The following is a 17,201-nucleotide window of genomic DNA, read 5'->3' as shown; positions in this document are numbered from 1 at the left end:
CTGCAGAACAGAGTTCTCTTCGAAAGGGTGATTATTTTATGCAACAAGATACTACTTTATCTTTAGAAGGAGCTGTTGAACAGCTTTCGCATTTAAAAATGATAACGCGTCAAAAGCAACAATTCGGCAAACAAACAGCTCCTTATTTTATGCTTTGGGGATTGTTATTGCTTATCGGTTCTGGAATTTCCTTCTTCGCTTCTTCGAGTAGTATTTTCTGGATGTGGATCTTACTTGGGGTATTAGGATGGTTGTTTACCTTTTTCACTTTCTTTAAGCAAGTACAACATGAGCCACTACCCCATTTTTTAAAAACTCAGCTGCGAATGGCTCTAACCGGGATTGTGTTCTTCACTTTTATTTTTTCAGCTTTGCTTTTTACACAAACAATCCCTAATACCTTAGAATATTTCCCTATGTATAATGCTGTTCTCGTATCAATTTCTTATTTGATTTTAGGTCTACCTTTAGGCAAGCCGTTATTTTTTATGGGCATTTCTCTAGGCATTATTACGACTCTTTTGTTTATTTTCGCAATCGGTCCACTGTCTCTGATTACACTTTTTAGTAGCATCATTTTACTTCTAACCGGTATATGGCTGTTTGCCAAAGGAGCAACCAATGGCTGAACCACCTTTGCGCGGAATAAACGATGTTATTCATGCAAAAGCACGCTTAGGCATTATGAGCTTAGTGATGTCCCACAGCTATTGTGATTTTACAATGCTTAAACAAAAACTTGATTTAACTGATGGGAACCTTGGTTCACACATTCTAAAACTCGAGCAGGCTGGTTACATCCTTGTAGAGAAGACGTTCGTAAACCGAAAACCGAAAACAATCATTACCGTTACCAAATCTGGTGCTAAAGCCTACGCAGACTATATCGAAGCACTTGAAATGCTCATCCAAGCTCACATTGCTCCTCAAAAAAAAGGAAAGGATTGAATAGAATGTTAACTGTGGAAAAATTGAATAAAGCTTATGGTAAAAAGCACGTCTTAAAGAATATCTCTTTATCAATTCCTAACGGGACTTGCTATGGCCTCATTGGTCCAAATGGTTCAGGAAAATCTACATTAATGAAGATTATTGCTGAAATTGTTACCTGTGATTCAGGTACTCTTCGCTATAGCACGAAGAACAATCGATCTTTAGGCTACGTTCCTCAAGACATCAGTCTTGAGGAATCGATTAGTGCCAGTGCCAACTTACGTTTCTTCGGAAAAATTCACAACCTAGATAAGGAGACCGTACGTAAACGTGAAGAGCTTGTCCTTGAGCAAATTGGTTTAAAAGGCCAAAGCAAAGATAAAGTGAATACATTCTCTGGAGGAATGAAACGTCGGCTTAACATTGGATGTGCATTAATGCACAATCCTGATTTCATTATTATGGATGAACCTACGGTAGGAGTTGATCCTCAATCCAGAAAATCAATTTTTTCGATCGTTGAACAATTGAAAAAACAAGGAAAAACGGTGATCTACGTAAGCCACTATATGGAGGAAATAGAAAGGCTCTGTGACTATGTCGCATTTATTGATGAAGGAAACATTGTTGAAGCCGGAAGTATCATGACTATTCTGGATCACCACGCTGAACCATCTGTTTATATTGAAGGCGAGAATCTACCAGAAGAATTGTTTACACAGTTCAACACACCAAAAAAACAACAGGGGAACGGTTGGCTCATAGAGACAAGCAATACACTCAAAACTCTTGCTAGTGTAGCGAATCATTGCAATCAACATAAAATTTCCCCAACACATTTAGCATTATCACGACCAAAATTAGAAGACGTGTTTTTCTCATTAACAGGTACAACTTTACGCGATAATAACGAAAAGGGGTGAACAACTATGTGGCCTATTGCTCAAATAGAAACAATGAAACAAATTCAAGATCGCTCTCTCTTATTTTGGACATTGATCCTACCGGTCATTTTCATTATTCTTTTTATTGAGGTGTTTGGCGTAGATGGTGTTTCACGGTCTGCTGTAGCTTCACAAACGGTAACTGGAATGAGTGTATTCTTTGCCGCTTTTATCATCATTTCAATTGTCATTACATTCGTAAAAGATAGAGAAAAAGGAATTGTTGCTAGACTTGCAAGTACTCCCCTTTCACCTGCCGAATTTTTTGTTGGAAAAGCGTTACCTTTCCTCGTCATTACAGTGGGACAAATTGTCATTTTATCATCACTCGGCATTGTATTTTATGGCATGGAAATCAATCAATATTTCACTTATTTTTTTGTGATTTCTTTATTCTCCCTCATGATTACATCCTGGGGCATTGCCATTGCTCTTTTTTCAAAAACAGAGAATACAGGGATTGTAATGGCCCAAGTGATTGCTATGGGCACGGCACTCGTTAGCGGTTTGTGGATGCCATTTGACACATTGCCAGATTTCCTTCAAACATTAGGAAAAATTTTACCGCAGTACTGGGCTCATCAAGGTATGCTTTCAGCTGTTCCAACCTTACCTGGGGGAGAAGCACTTTGGCTTGTTTCACTCATCATCGGTGCGTATACAATCGCTGGTTTTATTCTTTCATTATTTGCTTATCGAACATATTTAAAGATGGCTCGAAATTAAAAGCGTTTCTACTCTTAGCTATGATTGTAATGTTACGATTACAATTATAGCTTTTTTATTTTTGAAAAATGTGTAATTGTGTAATATTGTGTCAGAAAGCCAAACAAAATGATTGCGTTCCAAAAAGTTAGATCGTATAATTAAACTAAATCGTTTGTTAAGCGAGGTGACTAAATGCTTGACTCAATGGCTGTGACGTTAAAACAACAAAAATTAATATCTCATCCTTTACGAAGTAATATTATTCGTTTATTATCTACTACGCCAATGACCGCTAAACAAGTAGCGGATCACTACAATAAGACAACTGGCAGCATTCATTATCATATCCAACAACTTTTTATAAACGAGCTATTAGAAATTGATCATACCAATTCAATTAACGGAATCGTAGAGAAATATTATCGTGCTAAGGCGACTCATTTTCATTTAGAAAACGAACCTCCTACCAACGCACTTATTCAAAAAGTCCATGCCGTACCTCTTACAAGTGATGATCTTCGTCGTTTAAATGATGAAGTTAGTGAACTGATCTTAAAATATACAAATAAGAAAGCGGACCCAGATCAAGGCGATCAAATCGAACATAAAATTACGTTTTCCGTAGAACCAAAAATCACTTGAACAAGACCTTAATTTTTAACACTGTATGTTCGTTGCTATCATATACTATAATTAATTAATTAATTAATTACTTAAATTATTCTGACTAACCTACTTGTCATACGATATGCTATAACTAAGGAGTTGGAGTGATGAAAAAGACCTTCAGCTTAAAAAACTGGCTCATGAACATGGTTAATGTTTTTGCAGCTCTTACTATAATACTTACCTCTTTCACCATTTTTGTTGGTTATAAAGTGACGAACCCTGCGATACGACTTCTTGAAAGCACTCCAGCAAATTTCGGGCTTGACTACGAAGATGTCCAATTTGCTAATAAAGTAGATCATCTTTCACTAAGCGGTTGGTGGATTCCTTCAGATAAACAAGCTCTATTTAAAAATCCAAAAGCAGTTATTTTTGCGCATGGGTATGGATATAACCGAACCGAAATGCCTTTTAGTAGTCTAGAACTGGCAAGTAGAATGCATGAAGAAGGCTATCATGTCTTTATGTTCGATTTCCGCAACTCTGGATTATCTGATAGAGCACCAACTACGTTTGGTGGAAACGAGAAATCCGACTTATTAAGCGCGATTGATTATGTTAGCCAAGAAAAAGGAATTCAAGACATTGCATTAATGGGCTGGTCAATGGGTGCAGTTACTTCCATTATGGCTGGAGCAGAGGCTGATGAAGTAAAAGCTGTAATTGCCGATAGTCCGTTTGCCGATTTAAATGAATACGCTAAAGATAGCTTTAACTACTGGACTGGATTACCGAAATCATTTGCTGAAGGAACAACAAGAGCAATTGGTGTTATCATACCTGACTTTAATCCTGGTGACGTGTCTCCAGTCTATGCTGCTGAATCCTACCCATCAAATAAAGGGCTGTTTTTGATTCATAGTCAAAAGGACGGAGCAATTCCTTTCTCTGAATCTCAAGCGATTCATAACAACTCAGCGGGCAGCGAAATATGGTTACCAGAAAAGGGTGGTCATATACGGAGTTACTTTCACTTCCAAGTAGAATATGAGGAACGCGTATTAGATTTTCTTGAGCGGCAGTTCCGAAAACATGATCCATTTATATCAGACCCCTATTATATTACTTAAGAACAGCGTCGCTTGTTACATCACAAAGCAACGCTGTTTTTTCAACATTATTTTTTTACATTGCCTCCTCCGCTTGTTTTTCTGGAAATAATTTCGCCTCATCGATTTTAGGTAGCTTCCTTAATACAGAACTACAAAGCCAACTGATGCTACAAATAATCATCGCTCCCCCGCAAATAAAGACAGGTACGACTGGGGTAAACGTAGCACCAATCACACCACCCAATAGTGCACCAAAAGGCATCCCGATTGAAGCTGCACTTGTTAATACCGTAATGACACGACCGATCAAGGCCGAATCCACTTGTTGTTGAATTGCCGAAAATATCAGTATATTAATGATACCAATTGAAATTGCACCTGTACAAAAAAGAAGTAATGACGGAATAACTGGCAGAAGTGCCGCACCCATCCACAGCAACCCCGTGCCACAAAAGCTAATAATTGTCAGGCGCCCAAATCCTATTTCCTTTACTTTCGAAGTTATCATCGCTCCTATCATAATTCCGAGTGATAATCCCGCTAAGTAAAAGCCATATATGATCTCGTTGCCATCCCCTTTAATTAACGCAAATGCAGGTAAGTTTGGCATCATAACTCCCATTGCTAAATTTATGAATACGATTGAGACAATCATCTTAGGAATAAGAGAATTCCGCATATAACTAATTCCTGCTTTTAAATCCGTTGTATATGCATTGACTAGCTCGCGAATTGTTTGCTTATCTGCGGAAACCTCATTTTGTTGAAAAGTAAAAAGAGTGTACGTTAAGGAGGATAGGAGATGGCAAATTGCGGTAATAAGAATGGCTTGAACCGGTCCAATAAAAGCGACGAGTATCCCAGCTCCAGCAACAAAAGCAATATCCATCCCTTCACGGATCGTGTGTAAATATGAATTTGCTTTAATTATATTTTCCTTACCAACAATGATTGGCATGATCGTTGATTCGATCGGATAAGTAAACTGGGCAAGAAGGGCAACAACAAATAACAAGATAAGTACATAATAGACGTTAAGACCAATTGTCGCGTAAAACAATGGAATTGTGAACAAAAGCGCTGACTTCAAAATCTCACAAACAATTAATCCTTTCTTATACGTCACATAATTGGCAAATGGTGCAATAAGAAATGCCATCGCGCTTGCAAGTGTGACAGCAAAAAATGCAAACCCAGAATAAAGCACACTGCCGCTTAAAAACAAAACAAGCAACATTCCTGACACTGCATAAATACCACCACCAAGTCCGTTTATAAACACACCTGATAATAAAATCAGGAAATTCCTTTCATTCACAAAGGATTTCATTCCCCCTCCTCCTCTTTTTCAATTTTCACCTCTTCATACTCTTTCACTAAGAATTCACACTGATATGCTTTTTTATTACTCGTTTCCTCCATTGCTTTCTTACCATACTCATAAAATAACTCCTGAATATCAAAGTTCATTGCTTCAAGTAACTCTTCTGACATTGTCAAAAACACTTGGCTTTTCGAATGAAATTCCTCATTTTCTTCCCTAGGACTTTTAAAAAACGTCGCTTTCGATTTATAGTATTTTTCAACGATTCCCTTATTGGTACTTACATGATCAATCTCTAAAATGTCATGCTTGAACAGTTGCTGAATATGATAATAAATTGTGCCAGGGTTCTTATTAAGACGATCCGCCGTTTGCTTTGGTGTCATCGGTTTCTCGTCAAGTAACTGGATAATTTGTGTACGTAATGGATCAGAAATCACTTTCTGTTGCTTTAAGTTAATTTCCATTGCCTCATGTTTTTTCATGATAAACCAACCTTCCTTCATATCTATTTGTAGTTTTGTTTCGATTTAAAATATTAAATCATCTAGTTGACTTCATTATATGATTTAACTTTTTAAATCGCAACATTTTTTTAAATATATTATTCGACATGACTGCTGTCATATACTTTTTATGACACTGATGAATGGTTGCTACTTTTAACTTCAGTTACAATAAAAAAGCGCTATACTAAGAAGGACTGTTCGTTGAAAGGGTGTCTACTTGTGCTTTCTTTTTATCCGCGTGATCAATTAAAATCTACCTTGTTTTTGGATATATGTATGTTTGTATTTTTTCTTTTTAACCTGTTGCAGTCTCCTTCTGCAGTACCCATTTGGTTGCGCCTTTTCCTTTTTTTGACCATTGCAGCTTTGTACTATGTCGTGCTTTGGAAAAAAGACTGGTTGTTTTTAGTGGCAAGTGCTATTGGTATCGCCTTATTTATCATACTAGCTATTCACATCGATCCAGTTCTGCTCGTCTATTTATTCATTTTTTCTGACAGTAGTGGAAAAGTGAGATTGTGGCCTCACTTGAGTATTTCCTTGTTTTTGTTAACATCATGTTATTTTATTGTATTTGCTGTCATAGAAAATAACCCGGTTGCTTTTCTGACAACCGCATTTGCACCATTTCTCTTTTTGCAACTCATTCTTCCTTTTGTTGTCCGATTTATTAAACGTGCTCACAGCCTTGAAAAAGACTTGGCCGCAGCTAGAAGTGAGATTGAGGCTTATGTAAAAGAAGAAGAACGAAATCGAATTGCCAGGGACCTTCATGACACTCTTGGGCATACACTTGCTGTCATTAAGTTTAAAAGCGAACTAGCAATCCGCTTAACCGAACAAAAACCTGAAGCTGCGAGAAAAGAAATGGAGTATGTGCTAGACGAAGCACGACGAGCAGCGAAACAAGTGCGCGAGGTTGTAACCGAATTAAAACATGTTCAAATTCAAGTCGAAATTAAACAAGCATTTGTTTTGTTTGAAGGCACTTATATTTCATTTATTGTCCGTGGTGATGAGGACATTCCCGCCTTAACTGAAGCAACAGAAACAATGACTGCTTTATCTATTCGTGAGGCGCTTGTTAACTGTTACAAACATAGTCGAGCGGATCAAGTATTACTCCACTTTTTTATAAAAGACGGATATCTAAACTGTTTAATTAAAGATGATGGAGTTGGCTCTGATCGTTCGACACGTAAACGAGGTGACGGTCTCGAGTCGATTAAAGAGCGCATGCGGTTAATTGGCGGTTTTTGCGAGTGGCATAGTACCAAACAACGAGGGACAGAAGTACATTTACGAGCACCACTATCCTAAATTATTAAATAGAGAGGAGAAACTAATGATAAACATATTTATTGCAGAAGACCAAGTTATTCTTCGGGATGCACTAACTTCCTTACTTGATATGGAAAATGATATTGAAGTAATCGGAACTGCCGGGTCGGGAAAAGCAGTACTAGATTTTTCGAAATTACATGATGTTGACCTCTTATTAATGGATATTGAAATGCCTGATGGAACGGGTCTTGAGACGGCGGCTGCTTTGCAACAACAAGGCTTTGAAGGAAAAATTGCGCTTTTAACAACTTTCTCTCGAGCGGGTTATATTGAAAAAGCAATGACAATTGGTGTTAATGGCTATCTTCTTAAAGATGAACCTATTGAAGAGTTAATTAAAGCGATTCGCCGTATCATTAATGGCAAAAAAGCCATTTCTCCTATGCTCGGAGATCTGTTGTTTAATTTAAAAAGCAATCCATTATCAGAACGCGAACAGGATATCATGAGAAGAGTGCAACAAGGAAAGTCAACAGAACAAATTGCAAGAGAAGCTCATTTGACCCTCGGTACGGTTCGCAATTACGTATCAAGTGCTATGCAGAAGTTAGAAACAACGAATAGATATGAAGCTGTACAGCTTGCCGAAGAAAAAGGTTGGCTCTAGAGGGAGGGTGACGGAGTATGGTTCATTTTATTATTGAAAATGCTAGTGTATTATTCATCAGCATGGAAGTATTGTCTCTGCTTTGCTTATTGTTTTTTGGTTTAACCCGCTATTTATTTGACCGTCGGAATTTAAGTATCGCATTCATCTTATTTTTTATTGGCATCACTGCATTAGAGGCTGCGCTTGGCTGGCTATTATTCAGCAGAACTGGAGAGATATCCACGCTTCAAATCATTATCACCATTTTTGTCCTGTATGCACTCACATTTGGAATTCAAGACTTTAAGAGGTTAGATAGGTGGATGAAACAAAAAATTGGTAAACGACGTGGAATTGACCTGCTAACAGAAAAAGACCGTGATGCTATTCAAAAGCAAAATGATCCTATAAGAAGAGCACGGTTATACCGTTATTCTTCAATTATTCATATTCTTGTTTTTTTCACTGCTCAAATTGTTTTTTTCTCACTTGGAACAGACAACACTGAAGAAGCCTTTACTTATCTTCGTGATTGGTCATGGCTTAGTAGTGAAACTGGTCATCCATCTGAAACCCCTTACCCAAATGAAACGATACATGGAATCTCAATGCTATGGGGGATCATTTTGGTCGTCGATACTCTCTATTCATGGTCTTATACGATATGGCCTAAAAATTAAGCTAAGGGGTTAGATCTAAACTCTTAGCTTAACGATTGTTTTTATAACCCTAACAACTTCCCCCATGGATCAGAAAAAGTTGCCCATTTTAATGGAATCTGGATAATCATAGATCGTAAAGTCTTCTACTTTTAGCTTAGCCATCAGTTGCTCTAATTTTGCTTGCAGATTTGTAACGCTATTATATTTGAATTCATTAGAGATGTTATTTATACTTAATGAAAACGATTGGTATAGGTGAAAAAAATGGATACGACTACAAAGTTCGCAAAATTAATTCGGATTGTTACAATCGCACCACTTATGGCGCTAGCCGCTTTAAGTATTTTGTATGTATTCGAGAAAGACTTATTCCAAAATGGCACCCAATTTGTTTTTTCTCTTATCTTTTTAGTCGTGTTGCCAACTCTTGGTTATCCTTTACAACCATATATTCCTGGCTTCCGCGATAAGGGTCGTGAAGGACAACGAAATTTAGCAATCGCAATGGGTGTTCTCGGTTACATACTCGGAATAGGATTCGCTCTACTTTCTAACGCACCACAAGGCATTGCAATGATTTATTGGATTTATTTCATTTCGGGTGTTGGGATTGTTATCTTTAATAAGCTCTTAAATACTCGTGCTAGCGGGCATGCTTGCGGTGTTGTTGGTCCGATTGCCTTTTTAATGTATTTTATTGGAACACAAGCAATTATTGGTGTGCTCCTCATCGGACTTGTTTATTGGGCTTCTTTAAAAATGAAACGTCATAGTGTTATGGAGCTTTTTTGTGGAAGTTTAATTCCTATTATCTCATTATGTCTAACAATATTATTTGCAAGATAACTAGCGTACTTCCATAATAACCTTGAGTGAAACGCAACTGGTTTCTCACAACATAAGACTAATCTCCATATGCAGTAACAAACTGGTCAGATCCGAACGAAAGATTGATTAACCTTTCGTTCACCTGCCTCTAACCCCACCTTTTAAACTGTACCTTTCATCTTACACCCGTTTCTTTAGTTCATTCTCCAAGCCCCATCAATCCTCACCCCCCCTAACCTTGGGGGCTTTCGTTACTAAAGTTGTCCTTTCTTTTATTTATTAAACAAGAGAACAAACACTCCAATTAATAGGATTGTTTAATGTCCTCTTTATTTCCTAATTTCCTCTCACATCAATTTCATTCTTGTTTGTTTTCTAAGTAGATTACTTAACGAGCTTTATGAAATAAAATGCATAGCGAAAACGAATCGTCGAATTTTTTTCTGATTTTTACAACAAACTTAACTGTTCTTCTACTTTTTCACTCTTTGCATATATTTGTAGGTGAAGAAAGCACGATTCTTAAGGAGGACGTCATGGCTATTCCACCCCCACGCTTACAACAAGGCGATACCGTTGGCATCGTTACACTCGGAAGCCCACTATCAGCAAACACGATTAATACTCGTATTCAATATCTAGAACAATTTGGTTTCCAAGTAGTGCTCGGTGATAGCGTTTATCAAAAAACCGGTTTTTTAGCTGGCACGCCTGAATCTCGTGCAGCTGATTTTATGAGCATGATTACGAATAATGCAGTTAAATGGATTTTACCATCTCGAGGTGGTGTTGGTGTTGCAGGAATTTTGCCCTATTTGGATTACGATGTCATTCGAGAGAATCCAAAGATAGTATCCGGCTATAGTGACATTACAATTTTGTTAAATGTACTTAGCCAGTATGCAGATCTGCTTACATTTCAAGGACTACTGTTAACTGATTTTCAGCCTAGCACAGCTGAATATAATTTCACTTCTTTTTTTTCAACTGTGATGACACCACAAGCATCTCGTGCACTTCTGAACCCTGATGGTTTCCCTTTGATTGGCAAGGTACCAGGTGTTGCATCTGGTGAAATCGTTGGAGGAAATCTTACTTCCTTCGTTGATTCTATTGGGACACCTTATGAAATTGATACAACTGGAAAGATTATTGTTCTTGAAGATACAAATGAGTCTATAAATACGATATATCGTTATCTTGCTCATCTAGAAGCTGCTGGAAAGTTTGCTGATTGTGCTGCGATTGTTATGGGCACTTGCTCCAATTGCTCCATCGCCTACAATACTTCCTATGATGATTTGATTGAGGGCTTTTTAGTACCGTTAGGCAAACCTCTTCTTTCTAATTTACAAACAGCTCATGGGCAATATAAAGCATGTGTACCGATTGGTGCATTAGCACGAGTTGATGCAACAAACGCCACGATGACGATTTTAGACCGAACCGTGAGATGAGCAAGGAACACCCTTGCTCATCCTTTTATATTTCCTAAACTTTCCCACTTTGAGTGAATAAGTTATACTGATATGTAAACGCCTAACATTTGACTTAAATTAAATTTTGAAGGGGTGGGAAAATGACGCATACTTTCACAGAAGAACAATTGGAAGAACTGAATCAACATGCACAAAACACATTAATTGAACACTTAGGAATTAAATACAAAGAGGTAACATTAGATAAAGTAGTGATGACAATGCCTGTTGGTCCAAAAACACATCAACCATACGGCGTGCTGCACGGCGGGGCATCCGTTGTTCTCGCAGAAACAGCTGCATCAATCGCAACGGCGATAAATATTAACCCAGAAACCCATGTTTGTTTCGGAATGGAGATTAATGCCAATCATATAAGATCCAAAAAAGAAGGCATTGTCACAGCAACAGCAACCCCCTTCCATAAAGGGAGAACAACGATGGTTTGGCATATTGAATTAACGGACGAAGCGGAGAAAACAATTTGTATATCTCGTTGCACGGTCGCAGTGATGGAAAAATATTAATTAACCTCATAGCAAAATAAAACGAGTTGTCAACTAGAAGCGAAGACAAGTAAAGAGCAGACCATATGAATGGTTCATGAGCATATAAATGAATTGAGCAACAGCATAAGTTAGCGTTTGTCTTCAGTCAACAAAAGGCATCCCTCCTATAAGGATGCCTTCTCGTTGTTATAGCTTGTACTCTTCCTTTGTTGGATAATACTCTTCTGTCTCGTCGACCTCTTCAGAAATAAGACCCGAAAGAACATGGACACGTAGTATGATTCCGTTTAAACGACCTTTCTTCATTCACTACAGCTAATGGGAATGCCGATTCAAGTGCTTTCGGAATTAAGTCGGTCACATAACAATCTTTCGTAACCCTCGTTACATCCGTTTGAATAACATCTTAAAAACAATTATTTTTAAAGGGTTCCTTTAGTTATCATTAAAAGAGTTTTGAAAGAAATCAACTGTCAATTCATTGATTTTTTGATGCTGTTCTTTCGCAGGAACTTCCCCTGTCATACCAATCCAAGATGTAAGTGGTGATAACAAAGGGAAATCACTAAAATCCATGTGGAGAGCACCATCTAGTGAGATGATTTCATCACTGATTATCTCTATTCTGCTATACAATTCTTGCTTATACTCCTCATCAGTTTCTTGTAAATATTCTTCTAAAAGATCTCTATCAGTCATCATTGTTAGAAACGGTTGTTTAACCCCTACTAAATGGGCCTCACCATAAGGAAAACCATCCAAGTTAATCCCCGCATGGAACCGGTCATCTGTTGCTAACGTATGCCCTGCCGTCGCTCCTCCGAATGAATGCCCCATATAACCAACGCGCTCAAGATCGATGTTCCCTTTTAATTGATGCAACCATGTATCTTCTTCATTGCCGTTAACATCACCATCTTGATTCACTTTCTCAATCCAATCCATTGTCGCTCTAGCATCAGCACTCCACTCACGGACATATTCATCCATGACACTCATATCTTCAGAGAACTGAATGCTAGCAGGCTCTATATGTTCTCCGTTTGGAAAGACCGTACCAGAAGAGTAATAAGTATGATCTATCCCCATAACAATATAGCCGTGGCTCGCTAACTCAATCACTTGAAACTGACTTTGAATTCGTGAACTACCAAATCCATGTGAGAAAAGTACAATTGGATACTCATTTTCCTCGTTTGATAGCTCCGCCTCCTCGTACGCATATGTTTTCTGATTCACAAATGACTGTAATAAAAATCCTGGAATTCCATTTTCCTGCCCAAAATCTTTCATAAATATACTTGGAGTATCATGTTGTTTTGCACGCTTTAGCCCTGTAGTAGCATCGGTCGGATACCATAATTGAACAACAAGTTTACGAGGTACGTTATCCTCAGTCCATTTTTCCATCCGCTCTTCATCCACAATTGGAAAAGTCATTGTACCTACATCATACGATCCAGTAGGTTGACTATGAGTATTCCAAGGAAACAAATAACTAGGTAGGGCAATCCCAACAATTAATAAAGAGACGATACTGATCGTTCTCGATTTGCGTTTTACTATTGGTTTGTGTGCTATTGCTAAGCGAACAATAATAACTAGATGTACTATAGCAGTCATATACATGAACATCATCGGCCAGCGCCATCCATCAACAAAAAAATGACTAAAAAGAAGAACCCACTCAAAGATTAACAATACATTCAGTAGAACAAGGTTTTGTTGATTTTTCAGGACCAAAGTTGCCGTGATTACAACTGCAATAAAAGCGAAAAACATCTCAAGTATACTCATTGATTTCTCTCTCCCCTATGAAACTACTAAAGATACGCTTTCCTATTCAAAAAAGTTTCAATTTCACTAGAAAAAGCAGCTGACTTTTGCCAGCTGCTCACTTATTTCTTTAATTGTTTTTTTTGAGCCAGTAACTCTTGAAACAATTGTTCCAGCTGTTGTTTTTCCGTTTCATCAACAACAATCGATAGTTTTCCAAGCGTTTCCGTTAATTTCAATTCGGTTGCCAGAAGTAATTCTTCTTTGTTATCCCTCACCTTTTCAACACTATCTGTTTTATTGACCGGGCGCAGAAATGGTTCTTCCTCATCAAAGGAAAGCAAATCTGTTGCGAGATCATCAATTAGCGCTCGATCATGCGTCACAAAAACAATTGTACCTGGATATGCACGCAAGACAGTCGTAAGCGCCTCTTTCGTATCAAGGTCCAAATAGTTCGTAGGTTCATCTAAAACCAGGACATTATAATTCCCAAGGAATACTTTAGCGAGTGACGTTCTCACTCTCTCCCCGCCACTTAAAGTAGACACGCTCTTATGAACTGCATCACCTTTAAACGCTAGCCTTGATAAGATCGTACGAATAAACGTTTGATCATATGGACTCCCCATTTGCACGTTTTCCAAAATCGTTTTATCATTGTCCAAATCTTCTTGTTGTTGCCTAAAAAATCCCATCTTCGCTGGTTGAGCAATGCTTATCTCTTTCCCTTCATACAGAGCCTCAAGAAAAGTCGATTTGCCAGAACCATTTTTACCTGTTACCGCCACTCTATTTCCATTGCGGACGACTCCATTCACTCTTTGCTTTAATACATTTCCCTTAATTTGCAAACAGACATCTTTCACTTGAATAACGCGCTTGCTATGAATTGCTGGAAATTGGGTGACATCAAACATGACCTGTTGCTGCTCTTTTGTTTTTTCCTGATGTTCTAGTCTATTTGCTCTCGTAATTATTGCCTCAGCAGCACGATTTAACTTCGCTTTTTGCTTTCCACTACTTCGTTTGTGTAACCTCGCCTCAGAATTCCCCATTCGACTTGGCGCTTTTTTAATTGCATCTGACATTGCTTGTAGTTTTTTAGCCGCTTGCTTTAACCTTTTTTTCTCTTGTACATATGCTTGATACTCTTTTTTTTGTTTAAGCACTCGTTTCTTTTTCTCTGCAAGATAGGCATCATAATTCCCCTCGTAAACCGATACATTACCATCCTCAATTTCCCAAATAGCTGAACAGACACGATTTAAAAACGTTTTGTCGTGGGAAGTAAGCACAACTGCCCCTTTAAAAGCATTAAGCTGATTTTCAAGGACCTTTATCCCTTCTATATCAAGATGACTAGTTGGTTCATCAGCAATTAAAACTTCAGCCCCTAAACCAAGTGCACTTGCTATTTTTTTGCGTGTTTGCTCGCCTCCACTCATTGCCTTACGATCTGGAACTCCCCACCTACTCGCAAATTCACTAGTCAATTCACTACCATCTTCTTCAAATTGCGGAACATAAGCTACTTCTCCCAATGAATCCACCGTCCCAACATCTGCCTTTTCTGCACCTGCTAATATAGACAGTAACGTTGTTTTCCCTGCTCCATTTTGACCTACTATGCCAACCCGGTCCCCTTTATAAAAAAACAATTGCCCCGTATTTAACACGTTCTTAGTTCCATAACTTTTCTCTAATTTATCTGTTTTCATTAATAGCATAAAAAAACCCTCTCTAAAATGTTAGAGAGAGTTCGCCCGTAGGAATAGGCATACCTATCCTGCTATAAGACAAACTTAAAAACAAGCAGAATAAAGAAGCCATTAATACCTATACACGAACAGACGAATCCCATCTCTAAACATAATTAATGTAATGACTTGCTGGCGCTACAGCGCATTGTACAAATCGTTTTTAATTACGGTTTATTGATCGGATTACTGCTTCATTGTAGTAGGTACCTGTTCCCTTCCTTTGATTGAGTTTATCATTACATATTCGAGTAGCTAAGTCAATAAGGAGCACATATCTCTACGGTAGGTTTCACATCGGCAAACCATTTAAGTGCTTTATTATGATGAGCAACGATCTGGGCTGCAGTTAAGTCGCTAGACCCTCATGTACTATGACCATCTGAAGCAAGAGTGACTTGATAGTTTTTACTGCGAGCACTACGACAAGTCGTATCAATGCATATTTCAGTTTGTATGCCCGCAAGGATTAAATGCTTAATATGGAATGTTTTAAGTACTTCCTCTAACCCCGTTTGATAAAACCTAATCTGGTGCTCTTTTTTGAATAACCGTATCTTCTGGTCTTGGAGTCAATTCACCATGAATTTCCGTAACTTCCATTAATATAAAGACCCTTGCCAATTCACTAATAAACCTGCATAAGCTAAGCCACCGCCAAACCCATAAAGTAATAACAAATCATTATTACTCACTTTTCCATTACGCACTGCCGTATCTAAGGCAAGAGGAATAGATGCCGACGATGTATTTCCGTAATACTCCATACTATAAAGAGTTCTTTCGATTGCAATGCCGCTACGTTGACAAATCGCTTCAATCATTCGCAAATTCGCACTATGAGGGATAAACCAATCTATATTTTCCATTTGTGCATCAGCTTTTCTTACTAAACGCTCTATTCCTTTTGGTACCTCCGTTACTGCCCACTTATAAACCTCTCTACCATTTTGTACAATCTTACCGTTGGACGTCAAAGGTGTTCCTTCCCAATCGCTTGCTAAATTTGTGCTATAGAGATGCTTTCCGTACTGTCCTTGAGAACCCACTTCACATTCTAAAAAACTAGATTCACTGCTTTTTTCCACTAGAACTGCTCCTGCGCCATCACCAAATAGAATCGCTGTAGTTCGATCCGTAAAATCGGTAATGCTTGTCAATGATTCAGCACCAATAACGAGTACTTTTTTGTTTAATCCAGCTGTTACCAACGCATTCGCCATATACAATCCATACGTGAAACCCGCACAAGCAGCGTTTAGATCGATTGCACCACAAGAAGGAATGCCTAATTTATATTGGACAATGGAAGCCGTACTTGGCGTTTTGAAATCAGGAGTTAATGTACAAACAAGAACCATATCGACATCATCAAGATGTAATGAGTATCTCTTCGCCAAATTATGTGCGGCTTTGCAACATAGATCACTTGTATGCTCCACCTCGCCAATGACACGCCGTTCTTTTATGCCTGTACGTCTCACAATCCATTCATCGTTTGTTTGAACCATTTTTTCTAAGTCTACATTTGTTAATTTTCGTTCAGGCACATAAGATCCAATTGCCGTAATTGCTGCTTGAAATTGCATTTTAACATCTCCCATTTTTACTTTTTTCATTTTAACACTTAATCCTATGACCTGGTACTATTTATATTCAAAAAAGTTTTCCTTTCCATTTAAAGTTGTTTCTCGGATTCACTTAGCTTTTTAACTATTTCCCGAGAAATATCCAGCATCTGACACCGCCTTTCAACATTCTTCTAATATCAAAAGCAACTGATTTTTAGATCAGTTGCTCTGACTGAAGATAAACGCTCGCATGCGTCGTCGCTGGATTCTCATAAAATCTCTTCTTCTATTTAGATCTTCACTCATCTGCGCTCCTATCTGACAAACTTTTTCTGTTCAGTCTGGTTACGGTTTCGGTTAATGAATATCTCACCAGCTGTCTCTGTAAGCAAAATTTCTTTTCTCTCTGCTAAGTAATGGATTAAAGGTACTTTAGATTCTTGCTGCCACCCTTGGAGGTATTGGCATTGCTCTCGTTGAATTAATCGTTTATGTGAATAAGAGTAACGCGAGAAGCTTAATTAGCCGACAAATAAAGAAGCAAG

Annotated in this window: 18 protein-coding genes; 12 read left to right on the top strand and 6 right to left on the bottom strand. The window is 38.1% G+C overall.

Annotated features, from left to right (window positions below):
- Positions 1-38: 38 nt before the first annotated feature.
- The 6 genes from BK584_RS19275 to BK584_RS19250 all read left to right on the top strand — a co-directional run bounded on the left by BK584_RS19275 (position 39) and on the right by BK584_RS19250 (position 4,324).
- A complete protein-coding gene (locus BK584_RS19275) occupies positions 39-629 on the top strand; it encodes a hypothetical protein (protein ID WP_078394088.1) in 591 nt (196 codons plus the stop codon).
- Positions 622-948, top strand: coding sequence for a winged helix-turn-helix domain-containing protein (locus BK584_RS19270; protein ID WP_078394087.1), 327 nt, complete (start codon positions 622-624; stop codon positions 946-948). The genes BK584_RS19275 and BK584_RS19270 overlap by 8 nt, the downstream gene beginning before the upstream one ends.
- A 5-nt stretch (positions 949-953) precedes the next feature.
- Positions 954-1,856 carry an ABC transporter ATP-binding protein gene (locus BK584_RS19265; RefSeq protein ID WP_078394086.1) on the top strand — a complete coding sequence of 301 codons (903 nt, stop codon included), beginning with the start codon at positions 954-956 and terminating at the stop codon, positions 1,854-1,856.
- A 6-nt stretch (positions 1,857-1,862) separates the two neighbouring features.
- Entirely contained in the window at positions 1,863-2,603 is a 741-nt protein-coding gene (locus tag BK584_RS19260) for an ABC transporter permease (RefSeq protein WP_078394085.1), read from the top strand.
- A gap of 174 nt (positions 2,604-2,777) precedes the next feature.
- Entirely contained in the window at positions 2,778-3,227 is a 450-nt protein-coding gene (locus BK584_RS19255) for a winged helix-turn-helix domain-containing protein (protein ID WP_078394084.1), read from the top strand.
- 131 nt (positions 3,228-3,358) lie between these two features.
- Positions 3,359-4,324 (top strand): alpha/beta hydrolase, encoded by a 966-nt coding sequence (locus BK584_RS19250; protein ID WP_245808913.1) that lies wholly within the window; start codon positions 3,359-3,361, stop codon positions 4,322-4,324.
- 55 nt (positions 4,325-4,379) lie between these two features.
- On the opposite strand, the gene BK584_RS19245 is transcribed toward BK584_RS19250, so the two are convergent.
- Both BK584_RS19245 and BK584_RS19240 read right to left on the bottom strand, forming a co-directional pair.
- Entirely contained in the window at positions 4,380-5,636 is a 1,257-nt protein-coding gene (locus BK584_RS19245) for an MFS transporter (RefSeq protein ID WP_078394082.1), read from the bottom strand.
- Positions 5,633-6,115: an ArsR/SmtB family transcription factor gene (locus tag BK584_RS19240; protein WP_078394081.1), complete on the bottom strand. Its 483-nt coding sequence runs from the start codon at positions 6,113-6,115 to the stop codon at positions 5,633-5,635. Before BK584_RS19240 ends, BK584_RS19245 begins: the two co-directional genes overlap by 4 nt.
- 225 nt (positions 6,116-6,340) lie before the next feature.
- On the opposite strand from BK584_RS19240, the gene BK584_RS19235 reads away from it, so the two are divergent.
- The 6 genes from BK584_RS19235 (at position 6,341) to BK584_RS19210 (ending at position 11,567) form a co-directional block, all read left to right on the top strand.
- Complete coding sequence (locus tag BK584_RS19235) at positions 6,341-7,459, top strand: sensor histidine kinase (RefSeq protein WP_078394080.1); 1,119 nt, start codon at positions 6,341-6,343, stop codon at positions 7,457-7,459.
- Between the two features lie 25 nt (positions 7,460-7,484).
- Positions 7,485-8,090: a response regulator transcription factor gene (locus tag BK584_RS19230; RefSeq protein WP_078394079.1), complete on the top strand. Its 606-nt coding sequence runs from the start codon at positions 7,485-7,487 to the stop codon at positions 8,088-8,090.
- Positions 8,091-8,107: 17 nt separating this feature from the next.
- Positions 8,108-8,752, top strand: coding sequence for a hypothetical protein (locus BK584_RS19225; RefSeq protein WP_078394078.1), 645 nt, complete (start codon positions 8,108-8,110; stop codon positions 8,750-8,752).
- A 246-nt stretch (positions 8,753-8,998) separates the two neighbouring features.
- Positions 8,999-9,580 carry a hypothetical protein gene (locus BK584_RS19220; protein WP_078394077.1) on the top strand — a complete coding sequence of 194 codons (582 nt, stop codon included), beginning with the start codon at positions 8,999-9,001 and terminating at the stop codon, positions 9,578-9,580.
- Between the two features lie 518 nt (positions 9,581-10,098).
- On the top strand, positions 10,099-11,019 hold the full coding sequence (locus BK584_RS19215; RefSeq protein WP_078394076.1) for a S66 peptidase family protein: 921 nt from the start codon (positions 10,099-10,101) through the stop codon (positions 11,017-11,019).
- A gap of 122 nt (positions 11,020-11,141) precedes the next feature.
- The gene (locus BK584_RS19210) at positions 11,142-11,567 is read left to right on the top strand and encodes a hotdog fold thioesterase (RefSeq protein WP_078394075.1); all 426 of its coding nucleotides are present in this window, start codon (positions 11,142-11,144) and stop codon (positions 11,565-11,567) included.
- A gap of 417 nt (positions 11,568-11,984) precedes the next feature.
- Here the strand turns inward: BK584_RS19210 and BK584_RS19205 are convergent, their stop codons facing one another.
- From BK584_RS19205 to BK584_RS19190, 4 genes are all read right to left on the bottom strand, one after another.
- Entirely contained in the window at positions 11,985-13,346 is a 1,362-nt protein-coding gene (locus tag BK584_RS19205) for an alpha/beta hydrolase (protein ID WP_078394074.1), read from the bottom strand.
- Positions 13,347-13,447: 101 nt separating this feature from the next.
- Positions 13,448-15,055: a ribosomal protection-like ABC-F family protein gene (abc-f, locus tag BK584_RS19200; protein ID WP_078394073.1), complete on the bottom strand. Its 1,608-nt coding sequence runs from the start codon at positions 15,053-15,055 to the stop codon at positions 13,448-13,450.
- Between the two features lie 395 nt (positions 15,056-15,450).
- A complete protein-coding gene (locus tag BK584_RS25415; protein WP_078395748.1) occupies positions 15,451-15,642 on the bottom strand; it encodes a cysteine hydrolase family protein in 192 nt (63 codons plus the stop codon).
- Between the two features lie 45 nt (positions 15,643-15,687).
- Positions 15,688-16,704, bottom strand: coding sequence for a ketoacyl-ACP synthase III (locus BK584_RS19190; RefSeq protein WP_281255764.1), 1,017 nt, complete (start codon positions 16,702-16,704; stop codon positions 15,688-15,690).
- Between the last annotated feature and the right edge of the window lie 497 nt (positions 16,705-17,201).

Origin of the sequence: Shouchella patagoniensis (assembly GCF_002019705.1) — a bacterium.
Classification (GTDB): domain Bacteria; phylum Bacillota; class Bacilli; order Bacillales; family Bacillaceae_D; genus Shouchella; species Shouchella patagoniensis.
This window is presented reverse-complemented; position numbering and strand designations above follow the sequence as displayed.